18 protein-coding genes and 1 pseudogene are annotated in these 20,682 nt (G+C 50.2%); 4 read left to right on the top strand and 15 right to left on the bottom strand.

Features of this window, described 5'->3' with window-relative positions; all coding sequences use genetic code 11:
* Window positions 1–17 precede the first annotated feature (17 nt).
* On the bottom strand, window positions 18–1,007 hold the full coding sequence (gene galE, locus DP091_RS28315; protein WP_113061399.1) for a UDP-glucose 4-epimerase GalE: 990 nt from the start codon (window positions 1,005–1,007) through the stop codon (window positions 18–20).
* Between the two features lies 1 nt (window position 1,008).
* Window positions 1,009–2,187: a galactokinase gene (locus DP091_RS28320; RefSeq protein WP_113061400.1), complete on the bottom strand. Its 1,179-nt coding sequence runs from the start codon at window positions 2,185–2,187 to the stop codon at window positions 1,009–1,011.
* A 194-nt stretch (window positions 2,188–2,381) separates the two neighbouring features.
* On the opposite strand from DP091_RS28320, the gene DP091_RS28325 reads away from it, so the two are divergent.
* Window positions 2,382–3,242, top strand: coding sequence for an AraC family transcriptional regulator (locus tag DP091_RS28325; RefSeq protein WP_181469941.1), 861 nt, complete (start codon window positions 2,382–2,384; stop codon window positions 3,240–3,242).
* Between the two features lie 130 nt (window positions 3,243–3,372).
* Here DP091_RS28325 and mgrA read toward each other — a convergent pair whose 3' ends face one another.
* The 3 genes from mgrA to DP091_RS28340 form a co-directional block, all read right to left on the bottom strand.
* The gene (gene mgrA / locus DP091_RS28330) at window positions 3,373–4,389 is read right to left on the bottom strand and encodes an L-glyceraldehyde 3-phosphate reductase (protein ID WP_113061446.1); all 1,017 of its coding nucleotides are present in this window, start codon (window positions 4,387–4,389) and stop codon (window positions 3,373–3,375) included.
* 124 nt (window positions 4,390–4,513) lie between these two features.
* Window positions 4,514–5,266 (bottom strand): NAD-dependent protein deacylase, encoded by a 753-nt coding sequence (locus DP091_RS28335; RefSeq protein WP_113061402.1) that lies wholly within the window; start codon window positions 5,264–5,266, stop codon window positions 4,514–4,516.
* A 37-nt stretch (window positions 5,267–5,303) separates the two neighbouring features.
* Window positions 5,304–6,071, bottom strand: coding sequence for an HAD family hydrolase (locus DP091_RS28340; RefSeq protein WP_113061403.1), 768 nt, complete (start codon window positions 6,069–6,071; stop codon window positions 5,304–5,306).
* 209 nt (window positions 6,072–6,280) lie between these two features.
* Here DP091_RS28340 and DP091_RS28345 point away from each other — a divergent pair.
* Both DP091_RS28345 and ilvD read left to right on the top strand, forming a co-directional pair.
* A pseudogene (locus DP091_RS28345) lies at window positions 6,281–6,520 on the top strand (KGG domain-containing protein); the annotation flags it as partial.
* A gap of 237 nt (window positions 6,521–6,757) precedes the next feature.
* Window positions 6,758–8,446: a dihydroxy-acid dehydratase gene (ilvD, locus tag DP091_RS28350; protein ID WP_113061405.1), complete on the top strand. Its 1,689-nt coding sequence runs from the start codon at window positions 6,758–6,760 to the stop codon at window positions 8,444–8,446.
* Between the two features lie 135 nt (window positions 8,447–8,581).
* On the opposite strand, the gene DP091_RS28355 is transcribed toward ilvD, so the two are convergent.
* Window positions 8,582–9,964: a polysaccharide deacetylase family protein gene (locus DP091_RS28355; protein WP_113061406.1), complete on the bottom strand. Its 1,383-nt coding sequence runs from the start codon at window positions 9,962–9,964 to the stop codon at window positions 8,582–8,584.
* Between the two features lie 142 nt (window positions 9,965–10,106).
* Here DP091_RS28355 and DP091_RS28360 point away from each other — a divergent pair, with 142 nt between their 5' ends.
* Entirely contained in the window at window positions 10,107–11,270 is a 1,164-nt protein-coding gene (locus tag DP091_RS28360; RefSeq protein WP_113061407.1) for an AI-2E family transporter, read from the top strand.
* On the opposite strand, the gene DP091_RS28365 is transcribed toward DP091_RS28360, so the two are convergent.
* From DP091_RS28365 to DP091_RS28405, 9 genes are all read right to left on the bottom strand, one after another.
* Window positions 11,219–13,009 (bottom strand): peptidoglycan D,D-transpeptidase FtsI family protein, encoded by a 1,791-nt coding sequence (locus DP091_RS28365; RefSeq protein WP_113061408.1) that lies wholly within the window; start codon window positions 13,007–13,009, stop codon window positions 11,219–11,221. The genes DP091_RS28360 and DP091_RS28365 overlap by 52 nt on opposite strands.
* 258 nt (window positions 13,010–13,267) lie before the next feature.
* Complete coding sequence (locus DP091_RS28370) at window positions 13,268–15,442, bottom strand: methyl-accepting chemotaxis protein (RefSeq protein ID WP_113061409.1); 2,175 nt, start codon at window positions 15,440–15,442, stop codon at window positions 13,268–13,270.
* Between the two features lie 215 nt (window positions 15,443–15,657).
* Window positions 15,658–17,001: a peptidase U32 family protein gene (locus DP091_RS28375; RefSeq protein ID WP_113061410.1), complete on the bottom strand. Its 1,344-nt coding sequence runs from the start codon at window positions 16,999–17,001 to the stop codon at window positions 15,658–15,660.
* A 12-nt stretch (window positions 17,002–17,013) separates the two neighbouring features.
* Window positions 17,014–17,946 carry a peptidase U32 family protein gene (locus DP091_RS28380; RefSeq protein WP_113061411.1) on the bottom strand — a complete coding sequence of 311 codons (933 nt, stop codon included), beginning with the start codon at window positions 17,944–17,946 and terminating at the stop codon, window positions 17,014–17,016.
* Window positions 17,947–18,053: 107 nt separating this feature from the next.
* Entirely contained in the window at window positions 18,054–19,097 is a 1,044-nt protein-coding gene (gene mltG, locus DP091_RS28385) for an endolytic transglycosylase MltG (protein WP_113061412.1), read from the bottom strand.
* 94 nt (window positions 19,098–19,191) lie between these two features.
* Entirely contained in the window at window positions 19,192–19,506 is a 315-nt protein-coding gene (locus tag DP091_RS28390; protein WP_071222780.1) for a DUF1292 domain-containing protein, read from the bottom strand.
* Window positions 19,503–19,805 carry a DUF1292 domain-containing protein gene (locus DP091_RS28395; protein ID WP_071222779.1) on the bottom strand — a complete coding sequence of 101 codons (303 nt, stop codon included), beginning with the start codon at window positions 19,803–19,805 and terminating at the stop codon, window positions 19,503–19,505. The genes DP091_RS28390 and DP091_RS28395 overlap by 4 nt, the downstream gene beginning before the upstream one ends.
* A 17-nt stretch (window positions 19,806–19,822) precedes the next feature.
* Window positions 19,823–20,236, bottom strand: coding sequence for a Holliday junction resolvase RuvX (gene ruvX / locus DP091_RS28400; protein ID WP_113061413.1), 414 nt, complete (start codon window positions 20,234–20,236; stop codon window positions 19,823–19,825).
* Between the two features lie 12 nt (window positions 20,237–20,248).
* On the bottom strand, window positions 20,249–20,509 hold the full coding sequence (locus tag DP091_RS28405; RefSeq protein ID WP_006208869.1) for an IreB family regulatory phosphoprotein: 261 nt from the start codon (window positions 20,507–20,509) through the stop codon (window positions 20,249–20,251).
* Window positions 20,510–20,682 lie beyond the last annotated feature (173 nt).

Raw genomic sequence — 20,682 nt, forward strand, 5'->3', positions numbered from 1 at the left:
TCATCGTCCCCCTTGGATTAATTGTCACCGTAACCGTCCGGGTGACTGCTGTGCCATTTCCATGCGCTCTCGATAATCTCCTCCAGCGTCGTTCTGGATGGGGTCCATCCGAGAACGGTACGCGCTTTATCCGAAGACGCTACCAACACGGCAGGGTCACCGGCACGCCGCGCCTCCATGACAACCGGAATGTCAGCACCCGTCACCTGCTTCGAGGTCTCGATAACCTCCTTAACCGAGAACCCGAGTCCATTGCCGAGGTTAAACACATTGCTGGACTCTCCGCGGCGGAGGTAATCAACCGCGCGCAGATGAGCGTTCGCAAGATCGCTGACGTGAATGTAATCGCGGACACACGTGCCGTCAGGTGTTGAATAATCGTCGCCAAACACCGAGATGCTTGGGCGCTGTTTCAAAGCGGTTTGCAGGACAAGCGGGATCAAATGGCTCTCCGGACGGTGATCCTCGCCGATTTTTCCGCTGGCATGCGATCCGGCTGCATTAAAGTAACGAAGGGACACATACTTCACGCCAAGCACGGTATCGAACCAGGACATCATCCGTTCCATCATCAGCTTGGTTTCCCCGTACACGTTCGTCGGCTGCGTTCGGTCCGTTTCCTCGATCGGTACCTTCTCAGGCTCGCCGTAGGTTGCTGCCGTTGACGAGAAGACGATCTTCCGGACACCCGCTTCATTCATGGCTTCCAGCAGGCACAGCGTTCCGTATACGTTGTTATCGTAATACTTCACCGGATCCTTCATGCTCTCGCCGACCAGTGAATTCGCGGCAAAGTGGATAACGGCATCAATGTCGTTTTCCGAGAACAACCGCTTCAGCAGCGCCTTGTCGCGCAGATCGCCGACATACAGCTTTCCCCCCAGCAGCGCTTCGCGATGTCCCGTCTCCAGGCTGTCGATCACAACAACTTCTTCCCCTTGCTCCAATAGCTCCGCTACGGTATGAGAACCAATATAACCCGCACCGCCAGTCACTAAAATAGCCATACTATTCGCCCTCCTTCACTTCATGCACACCTTGACCTACGCCGCATACATAGAAGTCCGGCTTCAGTCCCGTTCTGGCTTCGTACTGCTGTCCCACTTCGGCGATGAAACGCTCCACCGCCTCCTCGTGTACGAGAGATACCGTACAGCCTCCAAAGCCGGCTCCTGTCATTCTGGAACCCAGCGTGCCCGGAATCCGCTGGGCTTCTTCCACCAGCGCATCCAGCTCGTCGCCCGTTACTTCGTACAGATAACGCAAGGAGTCGTGGGACTGATTCATATATTGTCCGAATGCTTCCAGATCTCCGTTCCTCAAGGCTTTCACGGAATCATGCACACGCTGGTTTTCCTCAACGACATGCTGGGCACGTCTTCGGACGGTTTCATCCCGGATGCTGTCCTGCAAGGTGACGAATTGATCCGGATTCAGCTGAGCGAGATACGATAACGCCGGCAGCTCCTTCTGCAGCATTTCTAATGCGCGGTCACACTCGCTGCGGCGTTCATTGTATTTGGAATCCACGAGTCCGCGCCGTTTATTGGTATTCGAAATCACGATTTTGTAAGCTCCGGTCCGGAATGGCACCAGTTCATATTCGAGCGTATCGCACATTAACAGAATGGCATGATCCTGCTTGCCGTTGGCTACGGCGAATTGATCCATAATGCCGGAGTTAACGCCGACGAACAGGTTCTCCACCCGCTGGGAGAGCTTCGCAATCTCCACCGTATCCGTCTCCTTGCCTTCCATCTTCAAGAAGGCGAAAGCCGTGACCACTTCGATGGACGCCGAGGACGAGAGACCCGCGCCGTTCGGGATATCCCCATGGTAGAGCAGGTCGTAACCGCTGCTAAGGTTACAGCCGATTTTATTCAGCTCCGTTATGACGCCAACCGGATAATCTGTCCATTGATCGCTTTTATAGCCATAATCCTCATCCAGGCTGATCGTTAATTCATAGGGGATATTGGTGGATGAAAAGCTCACCTTGTTATCGTCGCGAGGCCTTATAATCAAGGTCGTGCCAAACTCCAAGGCGGCCGGAAGCACGTAGCCTCCGTTATAATCCAAATGCTCCCCGATCAGATTCACGCGGCCGGGCGCGTTAAATATGCGAACCTTATGCCGGCTCTCACCGTGCTTGTCCATAAATCTTTCCATAAGCTGTTCCGTCGTCACTGCCCATCACTCCATCCTGTACATATGGTAGTTTTACTGTCTTCAGTATAATGGAAATCTCGTTAACCGATAATGAAATCTTGTGCGTTACATATGGATTTATGTGACTTCTGGAGGTACAATGAATTCATAAAAATCAACGCTGTCCATACAGTTCCTCTTTTTCCCAAACTTATTGTAAAGGAAAATGAATAATGAAACCAACCTATTCTGTTGCTTCCAATCCTGCGCAGCAAGGCAGCGATTCGCTTCACGTCCGATTCGCCGGCGAGAGCCAGACCCGGCCGGAGCATGCATTGGGGCCAAAAATATACGATCATTACTTATTGCATATCATCGAGTCGGGACATGGTATATTTCGAACCGAAACCGACAGGTATCAGCTCAGCCCCGGCGACTGTTTCCTGATCCATCCCGGTCAGATTGTCAGTTATGTATCCGATGCGAGTCATCCTTGGCGTTATCGATGGGTCGCCTTTGATGGAGAACACGCCGGCGACGGCGTATACCGCTCGGGACTCACGCCCGAAAAGCCCGTCCTCCATCTCATGGAGAACAACCCGATTCCCGGGTATGTTTCCCTCATTCAAAGCCATTTTCAATCCAAGGAGGAAAGCTCCCACATCGCCGCCATCGGTTATCTGCATTTAATCTGGGCCGAGATCATGAACCGGAGTGACCGACCGTCCCGTTTAACGTTGGCAGAGCCGCAGGTTCAGCGCACGGTGAAGCAGATGATCAGTTATATGGCTTCTCAATACGCCCATCCCGTATCGATTGAACAAATGTGCGCAAGCCTGGGCTACAACCGCGCGTACCTGTCGCGCATCTTCAAGCAGGAAACGGGCATGACTCCGATCACGTATCTGCTTAAATTAAGAATCGACCAATCCAAGCGGCTGCTGCGCGAACGTCCCGATTTGTCCATCGAGCAGGTTTCCGCATCTGTTGGACTCACCGATCCGCTCTATTTCTCCCGTCAGTTCAAGCGTCTCGTCGGTCGATCCCCTACAAGGTACCGCAAGGATATCCTCTCATCATCCGCACTTTCTTAACGGTATCCTGCCCGATATATCTAAACGAAAAAGGAGCGCCTTGTCAGGTCTGTCATCATCCTGAGGCGCTCCGTTCATGTAGCTTGGTATCTATGATATGTGTTCAGCATGCTATCCTTAGTGGTAATGATTATGCCTCAGCAGAAGGAGCGTTCTCCGTTTTCAGAATCGCTTCAATTCGATCCAGTTCTTCCTTCGAGAACTCCAGGTTGTTCAAGGCAGCCACATTGTCTTCGATCTGGCTCACCTTGCTAGCCCCAATCAGGGCAGATGTCACCCTGCCGCCGCGAAGGACCCAAGCGAGAGCGAATTGGGCGAGACTCTGGTTACGCGCTTGAGCGATTTGGTTTAAAGCTCTGATCTTGCGCAGCACTTCTGGCGTGATATTGCTTTCGTTCAAGAATACGGATGCGCTTGCGGCGCGTGAATCGCCGGGCACGCCATTCAAATATTTGTTGGTCAACAGTCCTTGAGCAAGCGGAGTGAAGGCAATGCTTCCGACCCCGTTCTCTTCCAGGATATCGAGCAGTCCGTTCTCCACCCAGCGGTCCAGCATGGAGTAGCTTGGTTGATGGATGAGCAGCGGAGTTCCCAGGCTTTTCAGAATCGAGATCGCTTCCCGCGTCTTCTCCGGCGAATAATTGGAGACTCCGACATACAGCGCCTTGCCTGAACGAACAAGATGGTCCAGCGCTACCATGGTTTCCTCAAGCGGCGTTTCCGGATCCATCCGATGATGATAAAAAATATCGACATAGTCCAGGCCCATACGCTTCAAGCTCTGATCGAGACTTGCAACCAAATATTTACGCGATCCGAAGTCGCCGTAAGGCCCCGGCCACATATAATAGCCCGCTTTGGACGAAATGACGAGCTCATCACGGTATGCCTTAAGATCTCTTGAGAGAACCTTACCGAACGTCTCTTCGGCAGAGCCTGCAGGCGGTCCGTAATTGTTCGCCAGATCGAAGTGGGTAATGCCCAGATCGAAGGAGCGCGTAATCATATGACGCCCGTTTTCATACGTATCGACACCACCGAAATTATGCCATAATCCAAGGGAGATTGCCGGAAGTTTCAATCCGGATCGCCCCACGCGGTTATACTTCATTCCTTCATAGCGGTCTTCGCTAGCCACATAGGTCACTTGCAATCCCTGCCTCTCTAAGTGATAGGTCCATTGCTAAATTCCATCTTATCGTGTTTGGTCGTCCTTTGACAAGAAAACGATTACAGTCATAGGTGCAGCAGCGCCCAAGCCGCCGTCGCCGTTACGTGCTGATCAGTTTATCCACCTGCGTCATGACCTGCCCGATCCGATCCGCAATCAAGAGGCCTGCCCGGTGATCGTAAGGTGTTGGATCTGCATTCAGCAAAGCTACCTTGCTCCCATGAAAATAGGATATCAAACTCGCAGCGGGGTGCACCGTCAGGGAAGTCCCGCCAATAATCAACAAATCTGCCGTCGATATTTCCTGGATCGAGCGCATGATGATGTTCTGATCCAATTCCTCTTCATACAGCACGACATCCGGCCGCACCAGTCCTCCGCAATCCTTGCAGCGCGGGACGGTTTCCTTGATGTCCAGTATTTCCTGGAGGCTGTAGAATCGGGAGCAATCCATGCAATAATTGCGGTGCACAGAACCATGAAGCTCCAGCACCTCGGAGCATCCGGCGGTCTGATGCAAACCGTCAATATTTTGCGTGATCACCGCCTTCAGCTTACCGTCATGCTCCAGTCTCGACAACAACCGGTGACAGCCGTTCGGCTGCGCTTGCGGGTGAAGCATCTTGCTTCGGTAAAAGTCGTAAAACACTTCCGGATGCTTCATGAAAAAAGTGTGGCTGAGCATGACCTCCGGCGGATACGGAGATTGGTGCTCGCTCTGGTATAGTCCGGCTGCCGAACGGAAGTCAGGAATCCCGCTCTCCGTGGAGGTACCGGCTCCCCCGAAAAAAACAATGTAGTCGCTCGCTTCGATCCATGTTGCCAACTGCTCGATCTTTTCCCTGTTCTCCACTCTTTTACACCTCCGTACAGCCCTTAAAATAACACGTCTACCTGTACACGTCTAATTCATTATAATCGGATATGACGACATCGGCATCTGTCAGATGTACAGGTTCCCCTTCATCTGTCATTAAACCCACAGCCAGAGCGGCGCCTGCTTGCTTCGCCATTTGCATATCCGCGTTGCTGTCACCGATCACCACTGCTTCCTCGGGCGTAATCCCAAGCAGGCGGCAAGCGGTCTCCGCCATTTCAGGGTGCGGCTTGCCGTTTCGAACCTGATCTCTTCCCAAAATGGCTGTAAAGGAAGTGTGCAGCCCCATCCACTCCAGCTGTTCCTTGGCATTTGAGGTCTCGTCCGAAGTAACCACGGCCATCTTCACGGACGCCAAACTGCATTTCTTCAGAAGATTCTCCAGCCCGGGCATCGGGAATGCCGGCTTCTGCTGACGAACCTCATACATGGCGTTTTTCGTAATCTGATGGACCTGCATAATCGCTTCGTTCCAGGGCATTCCTGCAGCGTACAGCTGCCAAGCCAGCAGCCCGTTTGTCTCTTCCACAGTGCCCATGGCGAGAGGCCCCTGAACGTCGTAACCCGTCACACGTCCGCTTGCATCATGCTTTGTGCCCAGCACCTGCCCTGTCGGCAGCGTGAATCCGGCTCCCATTAATCCCAGCCGTTCCTCCATGTACTTGAGCACATAATCGGCCCATCCTCCCCATAGCGCCATGAAATGGAGCAGCGTTCCGTCTTTATCAAACAAAATCCCTTTGCAGGGAACGGTTCGTCCCTTCACTTGAACAAATGGCAATGTTAAATAACCTCCCTATCCTATTTTTGATCATACTCTTATTAAACCATGAAATAAACTCTGATTTAAGCGGAAATAACGCCGGTCTCAGAATTCGATCCGAAATGGAAATTTACCAATCTTTAGTCGAATGTTTTGATTCATGACAAATAAGCCGTGGTAAGTAACATATACGCATAGCAAATACGACGGTAAAGGAGTGATTTGTGATGGCAAACAACAGCAATCGAAAGATGACCCGCGAAGAAGCAGGACGTCTTGGCGGCGAAGCGACCGCGAAAAAACACAGCCGGGAATTCTACCAGGAAATCGGCAAAAAAGGCGGCAAAGCGACGTCCAAGAACCATAGCCGCGAGTTTTACCAGGAAATCGGCCAGAAGGGCGGCGAAGCCACCTCACGGAATCATAATCGTGAATTTTATCAGGAAATTGGCCGCAAAGGCGGCAAGAAATAGCATCACCACTCAAAAAGGAGCCTGATCCCACCCAAGGGAAACAGGCTCTTTGCATGCCATCACAGCTGGCGTCTTTCCATCGCTTCCTATTAATATCATGTAGAAAAACCTACCTTTTTGTGATAGACTCATTTAAAACCTATTCGCTGATTACAGGTACCCGGCTGCTTTGCCGGAAGACCGCGCTAAAGCGTAACAATTTTATAATAGATCTGGGGGGAAATCGACATCATGACAACCAAAAAAATGCGTTCAGACATGATCAAAAAAGGCTTTGACCGCGCGCCGCACCGCAGCCTTCTGCGTGCAGCAGGCGTTAAGGAAGAGGATTTCGGCAAACCGTTCATCGCCGTATGTAACTCTTACATCGACATCGTTCCGGGTCATGTCCATCTTCAGGAATTCGGTAAAATCGTGAAGGAAGCGATCCGTGAAGCTGGCGGCGTTCCGTTCGAATTCAACACCATCGGCGTGGATGACGGAATTGCCATGGGGCATATCGGCATGCGCTACTCGCTGCCAAGCCGCGAGATCATAGCGGATTCCCTAGAAACCGTCGTATCGGCTCACTGGTTCGACGGCATGGTGTGTATACCGAACTGTGACAAAATCACGCCCGGCATGCTGATGGGTGCCCTGCGCGTCAATATCCCTACGGTGTTTGTCAGCGGCGGGCCAATGAAAGCCGGCGTGGACAGCAAAGGCCGCAAATTGTCCCTGACCTCCGTATTTGAAGGCGTCGGCGCTCACCAGGTCGGCAAAATCAATGATGAAGAGCTCCTGGAACTGGAGCAATTCGGTTGTCCAACCTGCGGTTCCTGTTCCGGCATGTTCACCGCCAACTCCATGAACTGTCTAGCCGAAGCGCTGGGTCTTGCTCTCCCGGGTAATGGTACCATTCTTGCCATCGCCGAAGAGCGTAAAGAATTCGTCAAGCAGTCTGCCAAACAATTGATGGAGCTTGTCAAAATGGACCTCAAACCGCGTGATATCGTAACCGTTGAAGCAATCGACAACGCGTTTGCGCTGGATATGGCGATGGGCGGCTCCACCAACACCGTGCTTCATACGTTGGCTCTCGCACAAGAAGCCGGTCTCGATTACCCTCTGGAGCGGATCAACGAAGTTGCTGACCGCGTTCCTCACATCTCCAAGCTGGCTCCAGCTTCGGATTACTTTATTGAAGACGTACACTTGGCAGGCGGTGTGAGTGCGGTTCTGCATGAGCTTCTCAAGAAGCCGGGCGCACTGCACGGGGATTGCATCACCGTAACAGGCAAGACGCTGGCCGAGAACGTAGCGGGGTGTGAAATCCAGGATGAGAACGTCATCCATCCGATCGATTCCCCGTATTCCGAACGCGGCGGTCTCGCGGTACTGTATGGCAATCTGGCTCCTGAAGGTTCCATCATCAAAGTGGGTGCCGTTGATCCATCGGTTGGCGGATACCATAAAGGGCCTGCTATCTGCTTTAACTCTCAGGACGAGGCGCTTAGCGGAATTGCCAACGGCAAGGTCAAGGAAGGTCATGTGGTTGTCATTCGTTATGAAGGGCCTAAGGGCGGACCGGGTATGCCGGAAATGCTGGCGCCGACCTCACAGATCGCAGGTATGGGACTTGGAGCCAAAGTCGGTCTGATCACAGACGGACGCTTCTCCGGTGCTTCCCGTGGTATCAGCATCGGACATATCTCGCCGGAAGCGGCGGAAGGCGGACCTATCGCTTTCGTTGAAGACGGTGATATCATCGAGCTTGATCTGAATAACCGGACCATTCAATTGCTGGACGTTTCCGATGAGGAAATGGCTGTACGCCGCAGCAAATGGGTTGACTTCGAACCGAAAGTGAAGACCGGTTATCTTGCTCGCTACTCGAAGCTTGTTACGAACGCCAGCTCAGGCGGCGTATTGAAAATCTAATTCATCATTCGTACAAAGCAAAGGGGTTATCCCTCGCAGGCATTGATAAACCTGCGGGGATAACCCCTTTTTTATATCCACGTTACATCTATGAGATAATCCAACATAATGACAGTAAACCATCGGTTCGATGAACTACATGCCCTGCGATGCACCGGCAACCGCCAGGTCAGCGACATGTTCCTGTTGTATTTCCTGCTGCTCCTCGGATGGAGGCTGAACCTGACTCTTCTGCTCAGCATAACGCCCGATCAGAACATCCACCGGCATCATCAGCATTTTTGGCTCCATGATCTGACTGCCCTCTTTGAGACGGGCCTGCCCTTTCGGATGAATGACGCTTAGCAGCAGTTTCAGATACAGTCTGGACGAGCTTGCAAACAGTCCCCGCGGTAAATCCATGACATGAAATCCGAATTGCTCCGGTCCCCGTGAAATCATGGTTACAGCATACAAGCCCTTGATATCCTTGTACTCAGGCCGTTCCAATACCATATCCGCCAGAGAAGGCAGATCTTTCTGCACGGCACGAATCATTTTGATGGCGAGCTGCACTTCCGAACGGGAGCGGCTGCCGATCTCGAACAATTTTTTGTTATCAAAATGGAGTTCCAGCACCTGGTCTCCCTTTTCAAGCTGGCTGCCATCTTCCATTACGACCGTTTTGCCGGTAAAAGCGCGCTTCCGGAAATGCAGCATCGGATCTGCAGGCGAGACCGTTTTGAGCGCAAATACCGCATGAAATCCTTTTTCCCACAGAAGCCACAACGAGACGATCATACGCTTCAGAGGAGACAGTTTCTTCGCTTTCGCTTTGCTTTCCTTCGCCATCATATCGTCGATTCGGATGCTTCTCATTCCCTTCTGCTCTGCGACTTTCAGAACACGTTCCAGCGCGATCAGCATTTGCTCCGGTGCATCGGGATTCGCCCCCATCGTCGTGCCGCAGTCATGTAGGAGCATAACCTCACCACCGTTAAGCTTGGAAAGCATTCGCTGGGTCAGCTTGTCTGCGCCGATCTTGCTCCGCCAATCATTAAACATCGAAGACCATAGGATGATGCGGCAGCCGGTATTCTTGGCAAAATCGAATAAATTCACGATTCCCCACGGCGGTCTGTAATAACTTGATCGTTCACCGGTGATGGAGTAAATAATATCATCCGTGCGCTTGACTTGTTTACGGACGGTCACCGGCCGCATGAACCAATTGCTCTTGTGAACATAGTTGTGAATCCCGATCAGATGACCTTCGCTATGAATGCGTTTTACAACTTCTGGATGCTTCTCGGCATGGGAACCCACAAGGAAAAACGTCGCCTTCATATTATACTCCTTCAAAAGATCCAGGAGTCTTGGTGTATAGAGCGGATCAGGACCATCATCAAAGGTTAAGGCAAAGTCGTTCGAGCCTGTTCCCCTGCGAAATACTCGGAAACCAAATATCCGGGTCAAGATGCCGGGAATAAATGCATAAAAAGATGAAAGGTAAAACAACCATAGCAGTAATGTTTGCATGCTAACTCCCCGCTTTTTATTTCTTTTTCTAAAGAACCCACTATTATTATTTTAGCATAGCACTTAAAGAAATAGGCTTTTTTTTCACAAATCGTGTACAATGATATCAATTAATAAAGTATAAAGGAGCCGATATCCCACTATGCTTCCCTTGTATAAAAAATATTGGAGAACCGCCTTTGATATAGGTTTGATCGTGCTTACGGTTTACCTCATCATGTTCATATTCAGCAAGCTGTACCAAATTGCCGCTCCAGTGTTTTTATCTTTCCTCGTTTTCCTGATTATCGAGCCTTTCTCCAAATTTTTGCACCGCAGGGGGCTCCCGAAACCATTTGCCGCGGCAATATCCGTTCTGCTCTTCCTGCTCATCATCTTGGGCGTCCTGTTCGGAGCAGGGGCTCTGATCGTGTCGCAATTCATGAACCTGCAGGATAATTTGCCGGGTTACACCCAAACGATCCAAAAACATTTTTCGGAAACCCTCATATTCCTGCAGACCAGGCTCGACGCCCTGCCACCGGATCTGACAGAACGTCTGAACGGTTATTTCCAGGACATCACAACCTTTGCCCAAGGTGCTGCAGAATCATTTTTCCATTATGTCGTTGGATTTATGGGGTCGTTCTCCTCGTTCATCGCGAATTTCGGGGTTGCGATTATCCTTGCTTTCTTCCTGAGCACTGAGATCGGCAGCTGGCGGAGAATCGCCAAAGACAAGACGCCGAGAACCCTCAAGACGGCTTTTGTTTTCCTCAAAGATAATGTATTCAAGGCAATTGGCGCCTATTTAAAAGCCCAGATGAAGCTGGTCAGCATTACCTTTGTTATTGTATACATAGGACTTCTGATATTAGGTACGGGAAATTCCCTGTCCGTTGCGCTCATCTGCGCCGTGTTCGATGTATTGCCGCTGCTGGGTGTTCCCGTTATTCTTATTCCGTGGATTACCTATTTGTTCATCGTCGGGAACACGGGACTCGCCATTGGCTTGATCGTGCTGCTTGCCGTGGTTGTCATTTCCAGACAGCTGCTCGAGCCTAAAATTACAGGAAACTCGATCGGCGTATCCTCTGCATTTCTGATGTTGTCCTTTATGATGATCTCGCTGTCCATTTTTGGAGTTGCCGGTTTGATCCTGGCGCCCATCCTGCTGATTCTTATCAAGGAACTGCTCACGCAGGGATATCTGAAGCAGTGGATCCGGCTGCCGAGCGAAGAATTCGATGTGTCTCCATGGGACATGTCCCGCTCTTACGCAGAGCCGGAGGCCGATTCAACCGAAGCCAAAAAATCGGAAACCTGACCGAATATGTCGGTCGCCTGGTTGCTGCTGTTCGGACTCCGATTCTCAACCAATACAGCCACGGCATAACGTGGCTTCTCCACTGGGCCGTACCCGACAAACCACTGGTTGTTTCGGGCACGGCTTTTGACTGTTACCTGGGCCGTACCGGATTTACCTGCAAGCGTCCATATGCGATTTTTTAATGTGCTGCCTGTCCCCTCTTCGACAACATCCTCCATCCACTCGAGGAGAGTGGATGAGGTTTCCCGGGAAATACCTTTTCCAGATGTTCGCTTCTTTAAAGGATCCGTATCTTGCAGCAATTGCCCGTTAGCATACCGGATCTGCTGTAAAATACGGGGCTGGGTCTTCACCCCGCCATGAAGCAGCGTTACCATCGCGTTGGCGGCTTGCAGCGGGGATACGGCAGCGTCCCTTTGGCCTATCCCTGTCTGGACTCTAACACCTGCATCAGAGGCGTCCGCCGAGCTGGAAAATACCGTACCCTTCTCTTCATGATCCAACGGCGCAAAGGAACGGAGCCCTAGAAACTGCTGGGATTTCCAGCCTACCGTTTGCCCGAATCCGAGTGCGGCGGCCGCATCCGCCATTTGCTGAGCGGACAGTCTCTCCGCAAGTGCAGCAAATACGACGTTGCATGATTCCGCGAAGCCTTCACGAAGATCAATCGTTCCATGCCCCCCCTTTTTCCAGCAGGACATTCCGAACTTACCGTATTCGCCATCACAATGGAAATGTTCGCCTTCAGAGCTTAAACCATGCTCAAGTATGGCTGCAGCCGTGACCAGCTTGAAGATGGACCCTGGCGTGGCTGCTTTCAACCCGCGATTCTCCCACTGACCATCCTTCGGATGAATCTGCTCCGGATTGTAGAATGGTCTTGAAACCATGGCCACAATATCCGCATTTCGGGCATCCAGCACAACAACCGCTCCTTCTTTCATGCCCGCTTTCTCCGTTATAGCCTCAATCCCTTGTTGAATATCGATATCAATCGTGGTGGATATCCGTAACGGATAGTACCGATTGTCAGGCGCCTTCACCATGGGCTTGATATCCTGAATGACTTCATTGGTGCTGTTAACCGGAAAATAGACGATGGTCGGCCCTTGCCCCCGTATCAACGAATCCATCGTTTTCTCCAATCCGCTGGTTCCGGTAACCACTGGATGATCGTCAAAGAACAGGCTTTCCTTACGCTGACCGGACACAAAACCAAGCCACTGCATTCCCGATTGGCGATTGCCGTATCGCTGCTCATAAGGAAGAACCTTGAGTTTCGGAAGTTCAAGCTCTTGAATCTGCGCAATCTCATCCTTGGTTAAGGAACGAGGAATGAGGGAATTGTCCCCATGCCACAATTCTGGTTCCTTTAACTTACCCCAGGTCTGTATCAAATGATTCTTATTTGTTCCCAGTATGCGGGCCAGCTTCACTAACTGATGATGGGAGTTCTTTAGTTCCTGCTCGCCAGCAGGAAACATCACGGCTGCCCAGATGAGTTTGCCCGTGAGCGGTTTTCCGTTCCGATCCGTAAAATGACCGCGACCGGAATCCAGCACAATGCCCCGCTCCCTCTGGATCAGCGATGCCTCTACCATCGTATGCCGGCTGCCGGGAACCCGCTGATGCTTCATCACGAGCTGCACCCATGCAAGACGCAGCGTCAATACCGCGATTAAAAGCGTGAGTATCAGCCATCCGTATGTAATTCTCTTATTGCGGATAAGCCTCATGTCTTGCTCCTCCAATATGGTCGATGTCTCATCATTATTTCCATATGGAAGCTGGCTCAATCACCTTCGTTTCTCTACCAAATGGAGCTGTCCAGAAAAGACAACCCCCGATTATCCGGCATCAAAAATAACCCCACAAAGTGGAGCCTATGCTTCGTCGCTTATGCGCTCGCTGAAGACTTGAACATTCTGTAAACTAAAAAAAGACAGCCCCATCAGCTTATACGGATGGAGCAGCCTTTGAATTATATTTCAATCTTACAGTCTAAAACGAGACAAGGTCTCTTTGAGGTCATTCGATACATTCTCCAACTGCGATGATAGATTAACCAGCTGACCGCTGACGCTTTGCTGCTCTGTAGAAAGAGAAGCCACCTCTTCCGAAGTTGCGGAGGATTCTTCGGCTACCGCGCTCACATTACTCATCGCTTCCGAAAGTACATTCTGAGATTCATTCAGTTCATCAATCGAATGCGTTACCGAATCCAAGGACTCGATGAAATCGACCATCTGCTGCTGAACGGATACGAAGATATCATTTGTCTCCTTAACCGCATCCATCTGACCTTTGAAGAGTGGATTCGCATCCAGCAATACCTGGACGGTTTCATTCATCTCGGTCATGATCCGGTCTGTAATCTGGCTGACCATATCGATGGACTGCCTGGATTGGTCTGCCAGCTGACGGATCTCATCGGCCACGACCATAAAGCCTTTACCAGCCGCCCCAGCACGGGCAGCCTCGATTGTTGCATTCAATGAAAGGATATTCGTTTGCTTTGTAATATTCTGAAGTACGTCCAGCACTTTGACAACCGAGGAAGTCGTCTCCTTCAATCCATCGACCTTGTGCATCATCGAACGGGTCATATCCTCGGTCTGATGGGTCTTATCCAGCAAGTCACTCAAATGCTTCGTTCCAAGCTCACTTGCGCTTTCCACGTGACGGGCCGATTTACCCATCTCTTCGTTGGCTGAAACGACCATTTGCATCTGCTTCGAAATATTGTTGGTCAGATCGCTGCCGCGCTCGGCTTCAACCGCCAGACTGCTGGCACCGTTGGCAATTTCCTCGGTCGCTACGGCAATTTCTTTGGCGGAAATAGCCGTCTTCTTGGAGGCATCACTTAACTCGGTCGCCGTTCTAAGCACTTCCTGAGCGGTATTGCTCGTTTGCTGAACGAGTCCGGTAATCTGCTCCATCATATCGTTAAAGCTCGCGGAGAGCTGACCGATTTCATCTTGGCTCTTATGGTCTGTGCGAACATTCAAATTGCCTTTGGCGCCTTCCTTCATCAACAGGTTAAGCTTGCCTAATGGACGGGCAATCATTCTTACCATCCAAATCCCGATCAGAATGGCAAAAATAACGTCGATGGCAGCCACGATAAGCGTGATCACCAGTATGCTTGATGCATCCTTCGTCAGCTCGCTGGTTTGGACAGATCCTACGAGCTTCCAATCGTTGGTGTCCAGCGTATTATAAACCGCCAGTACACTTCTTCCTTCCTCATCCTTCGTTCTTACGTCATCCGTTTTGGTGTCGGCCGGAAATTCCTTCGCAAACGCCCAGGCGGTTTCCGAACCCACAATGGAGGACTCGCTGGAGGAAACAACGATGCCTTCCGGACTCATCAATTGCAGTTGGCCGTTCTCACCCAGGTTGATTCCCTTCAGCTGCGTATCCAGTACCGAGGCGTTAAGTTCAAACATCACCACATATGTTGAAGTCAGATCGTTCATAGACCCCAAAGAACGGGCGATCGTGAAATATGGAGCCCCGCTGTTCTGCATCGTTGGCAGCCACATAATCTTCTTGTCGCCTTCCTTCAATTCGGTATACCAGCTTTGCTCAAGGACGGTTTTCGAAGACTCCGAGGCTTGACCTGCCGATATGATCTTCTCGCTCTTGGTAGGGATCAAATAAATGGCTCGGATCGACGAATCCGATGTAATCTGATTGGATAGTTTATCCCGAATGCTGCGCTCCACCGTAAACGCGTCGTAATCGCTTAACTTTTTATTCGTGTATTCAGACAACAACTTCTGCAATTCAATGTCGTAGAAGATTTGTCTACCGGCGTTCTCGTACTTCTCCAGAATGATGTCGATTTTCTCAGACGTTTGAATGATCGTCTGCTGATTGCCGTTTGCAGCATTCTTCTCAATCGTGCTCTTCGCCTTATCGTAGGACAGATAACCCAAGACGATCACAAAAAATACAATCGCTGACAAAAAGATCAGGAACAACCGGATTCCGACGGATTTTGCCGGGTTCATCGGCATCCGGCTTATAGCCGTTCCCACGTTTGAGAAAAACGACTTGGCAGTATGTATCCCTGTTGATGCCGAAGGTTTTTCCTTTTTCTCTTTGATACCCCCGGGCTTCCTGCCCTTTTTCGGCTTCTTATCATGCTGCTCAACTTCTGACATTAGCTGTTCACCTACCACAATCATATTATTAATACGTCTGTCCAATCCCTTGAAACGTATTCGTTACTCTTTATTTCGACAATTGGAGGTGTTTTCCTTTGGGTTTTCGCAAAAAAATAATTCTTAATCCCTAATTTTTTTACAAACAAAAAGAATCCAAGGTCCATCCACAGACCCGGATTCTCAATTGTGTAGTTCTTTAGTATTATGTTTTGTTATCCTTTACGCTTTCTCATCATATCAAAATGGCGCACCGGCTGATCCACCTTCAAGCGAATGAGCTGCAAAGGATGGCGAGCTGCATCAAGTTCATTGCCGTTCTCATCCTCAATAGGACCAACAGTCTGCTTAAAGAAGGTTCCTTCCGGTCCGAAAAACTCGATTTTATCCCCTGGCTTAAAGTGGTTCCGCTGCTGAATGACAGCTGTTCCCGACTTCTCGTCATACTCCATCACCAAGCCGGCGAAGTCATAAGGGACCGCCTTCTCTTCGGGCTCATAGATATGATCCTCATGGTCCGGTGTATCATAGAAGAATCCGGTATTCAGCGGTCGATTGGCCGCTTTATTAATTTCTTCAATCCATTCCGGCTTCAATACATAATGATCAGGGTCGGCCATATAGGAATCAATCGCCTGTCGATATACATTAACCACAGTCGCTACGTAATGGATCGATTTCATCCGTCCTTCAATCTTGAAGCTATCGATTCCCACCTCAATCAGATCCGGAATATGCTCGAGCATGCAGAGATCCTTCGACCCCATCGTAAACGGGTTGTCATCCGGCTGGAACAGCGGGATCTGCGTAACGCCCGGTTTGAATGGGGACGGAGCAGGGGCCGGCTGTTCCATCAACTGCTGCTCTTCCGAAACCCACTGGCCTTGCTCTTCTCTTCCATCCACAAACAGATCGTATTTCCAACGACAGGATTGGCAGCATCCGCCACGGTTGGAATCACGATCCGTAAAATGATTGGACAACACGCAGCGACCGGAGAACGAGGAGCACATCGCGCCATGAATAAAGGCCTCGATCTCAATATCGACATGCTCTTTAATGGCCGCGATTTCCTCCAGACTTGCTTCGCGTCCAAGTACAACCCGCGGCAATCCTTCATCCTTCCAGAACTTCACGGCCTGCCAATTAAGTGTGGATTGCTGTGTACTCAGATGAACTTCGAGCTTGGGCGCGGCCCGTTTGGCCACCTCAATAATAGCCGGATCTGCAGCGATGATTGCCGCAATGCCCGCTTCCTCCAAACTTCGCAGGTAGGATTCAATTCCCTCAATGTCCTCATTATGAGCATATATGTTGGTTGCCACGAATACTTTTGCGCCGTATTTCTTGGCGAACTCCACGCCTTCTTTCATTTCTTCAAAGCTGAAATTGTCCGCATTTGAACGAAGTCCGTATTTCTGACCTCCAATATATACCGCATCGGCGCCATAATGCACCGCAAATTTCAGTTTTTCCAAATTACCCGCCGGGGCCAGCAATTCCGGCTTGTCCAGGCGATAACGTTTGCCCTTGTACTTCGGCTGTGCCATTGCTTCCATGCTGTCCACTCCTTAATAAACTTGTTCCTTATAGAAAAATCCAAACGACAATTCACGTTCCGGATCCTGAATCGCGCGGATTCCGTCCATCCACTCTTCCTGAAAAGCATAAGTGGATGCATCTGCAGCATATAAATCAATCGCATGGCGATAGGTTCGAATCACCAGCTCATTGTAATGCCGAGGTTTCAGCAGCGTCTCAACCTTAAAGCTGTCCATGCCTGCTGCCATTAACAGATGCAAATCCTCCAGGATGCAAATATCCTCCGAACTCATAATATGGGTTCCGTTGATATCTTCATAGATCGGATATTTCTCTTCTTGACGCTCAGCTTCAATGAGAAACAAACCGCGCTCCTTCCCAAGGCTGCCTTCGTTGACCGGTCTGCCCTGCTGCTGCATGTAGCTGTTCACCAGGCGCCGCTTGGAATGATAGATGTTGGTCATGCCATGAACCTGAACCTGCGCTTCCAGCTGAAGCTGCGGCTTCATGTCCGTTACCTCGTCCATATTTAATTCACGCGCAAGAATAACCCGGGAGGCGCCTTTGCTTCCCCAGTAATTGGCCGTTGAATAGTTGGTGGCGGTCATTTCTGCGTTCCAATGGAGTTTTATCTGGGGTGCCAGCTCTTTTACGGCAGTGAGTACGGATGGATCGTTGAATTCCACCGCGTCTACTCCGATTTCTCCGAGCGCCTTAACATAAGCAGGTAACTCGGGCAGCAAATCATTTGTCATCAAGTTGTTCAAGCTGACGTACACTTTGCTTCCTCTTTCATGAGCAAGCTGTACGACTTGGGTTATTTCGTCCAATGTCAGACTGCCTGGCAATCTCATGCCGAATCGATCCTCGCCGACGAGCAGTGCATCGGCTCCCGCTTCCAAGTAAGCAGCGGCATCAGCCAGAGACCCGGCTGCTGCCAATAATTCAGGTTTGATACTCATTTAAAATTCCTCCCTACTTAGAGGTTGTTCAACAAGACTCTTCTGAGTACGAGCTGGATCTGTTCCTTGTCGCTCAGCGCATCAGCGGACTTGCTCAACACGTAATATTATTGTTGTGCCATCTTCTTGCTGGTCTCGATATTCTTCAAGTGCTCTTTATACGTTTTGGCAAACAGATGCTCTTGTGTACCGTCTTTCTTTGTTACATAGAACAAATAATCGGATTTCTCCGGATTCAGGGCAGCCTGAATGGATTCCAGGCTCGGGCTCGAGATGGGGCCAGGCGGCAGACCCTTTTGACGATATGTGTTATACGGGCTTTCAACCTCAAGGTCGGCATAAAGCAACCGTTCCTTCGGTTTATCTAACAGATATTGAACGGTTGCATCGATTTCCAGCCTCATATCCTCTTCCAATCGATTATATATAACGCCGGCCACCAGTGCACGCTCCTGATCTGCAACCACTTCCCGCTCCACCAGCGAAGCGATGGTCATAAGTTCATGGAACGTTACGCCGCGAGCCTCCAATTGACGCTCCCAACCCGGAATTTCGGCCAAACGCTTCTCCGTTTCTTTCAGCATGGTTTCTACAATGCCTTTTGCCGTGATATCCTTCTTCGGCAGTTCATAGGTCGCCGGGAACAAGTATCCCTCGAGATGATGCCTAAGGTCTGCTTCCTGGGGAATTTCTCCCGCAATCGGAACATCCCAGCCGGAAGGCTGATCCACAACCTTCAGGAATTCCTTCTCATCGATTCCGCTCTCTTGAGCGATGGTCTCCGCCATCTGAAGGATCGTATATCCCTCAGGGATCGTGAAACGAACCATCTCCTCAGGCTTCACTTCGCCTTTGTTCATCTTGGATAACAGTTCCTTGAACGGAGTGCCTGGAGTTGCCTCATAGGTCCCTGCCATCAGACGGCTTCCTTCCCCGCTAAGCTTTAAATAACCTTTAAGTATAAGGGCATTCTTGATCAGCCCTTTTTCCTCAAGCAGATCGGCGATTGAGGACGTGCTCATGCCGGACTCCACGGTGAATTCGACGGGAGTTTCCGTGCTTTGAACGGGCTGTAAACCATTCCATACGTAAAATACGGCCCCGCCCGCAAGGAGGATCAGGACCAATACCGCTATTGCCAGTTTCTTCAATCTACTCATCCCTTCACACCAAAAGGGGCGGACAGCTCCGCCCCTTCCTGAACTTTCATTTGAAAATTAAGCATGTGCTCCTGCAGGAGGGAACTTAATCCTCGTCTCCTTCGGGAAATGTCAGCTCATCATAAAGCTCTGACACATTCTCCCATTCCTCGTCGTCGTCAATGGTTGCCAGCTGCAAACCGCCGTCCTCGCCCTTGACGATACGAAGTACCTCGTACTCTTCATCGGTTCGATCCGGCTGAACCAGAATGGCATACCCTTGACCATCCACTTCAAATTCGGCGGCAATATCATAAACCTCGATATGGCCTTTATCGTCCTCAAGCTCGACACTCTCACCGAATGCTTCCTTAAGTACTTGGGTCCATACGATATTCTCAACCGAAAAATCAGACATCATTCGTCTCTCCCGTCCAGCTCTTCCACGAGCGTATTGAAGGTTTCTTCAACAATGGCCCATTCTTCATCGTCTTCAATCATAAACAATTTCAAGTCGTCTCCGTCTTCCTCATAACGGAAGGCATAGACCTCGTCTGTCTCTTCGTCGGCAGACTCCCTTGGCACGACCATCATATATTTAGCATCCGAGCCATCCACTTCGAATTTCATGATGACTTCGAATTCTTCCTCGTTGCCTTCATCGTCGGGAATATAAATAATTTCCGGTTCTTCTTCCATACCAATATGCTCATTAGCCATTGTAATCACCCTCACCTTTACCTTTTAGAATCCAAGTAGTTTTGCAAAATCAAACTTGCCGCCATTTTATCTACAACCTGTTTTCGCTTCTTTCGGCTGACATCGGCTTCAAGCAATGTCCTTTCAGCGGATACTGTTGATAGCCGTTCATCCCAAAGGTGAACGGGTAAGGATAGGGACTCTCGCAATATGCTTGCGAATTCCATGCAGATTTCGCCCCGCGGACCAATCGTGCCGTTCATATTTTTAGGCAAGCCGACCACGATTTCACCGACCTCGTTATCTTTGACGAGTGCGGCAATTCTGTCCAGTTCGCCTTCATCACGGCGGCGCTCGATAACTTCAACCCCTTGGGCCGTCCATCCGAACACGTCGCTTATGGCAACACCGATTCTGCGGTCCCCGTAATCTAATCCCATGATTTTCTTCATCCCTGTGTGCTCCTAACGGTGACTGGCTAAATAGAACCGGACCAGCTCTTCAATCAATTCATCTCGCTCTTTTTTCCGGATCAAACTTCTGGCATTATTGTGCCGAGGTATATAAGCGGGATCCCCGGACAAAAGATACCCTACGATTTGGTTAATCGGATTGTACTCCTTCTCTACCAGCGAATCGTATACCGAAAGTAGAATGTCCTGGGCGGAAGCCTCCTTCTCATCACCTTTTACATTGAACTTGACAGTCTTATCCATGGAGTCCATGTGTGACACACCTCGCTTCTTCAAAGAACATGTTTACCATGCTTCGTCGAATAAATATTTACCAGCTTGATCTAGTTATATCATAACATAATCCTAAGTCTCTACGGAAATCGAAAGCGAAATATTTAGAGAGTGTTCCAAAAAATTCGGGATTGTGTACAGCAAAATGTTGG

It is taken from the genome of Paenibacillus sp. MDMC362, from assembly GCF_003269305.1.
Classification (GTDB): domain Bacteria; phylum Bacillota; class Bacilli; order Paenibacillales; family Paenibacillaceae; genus Paenibacillus_AQ.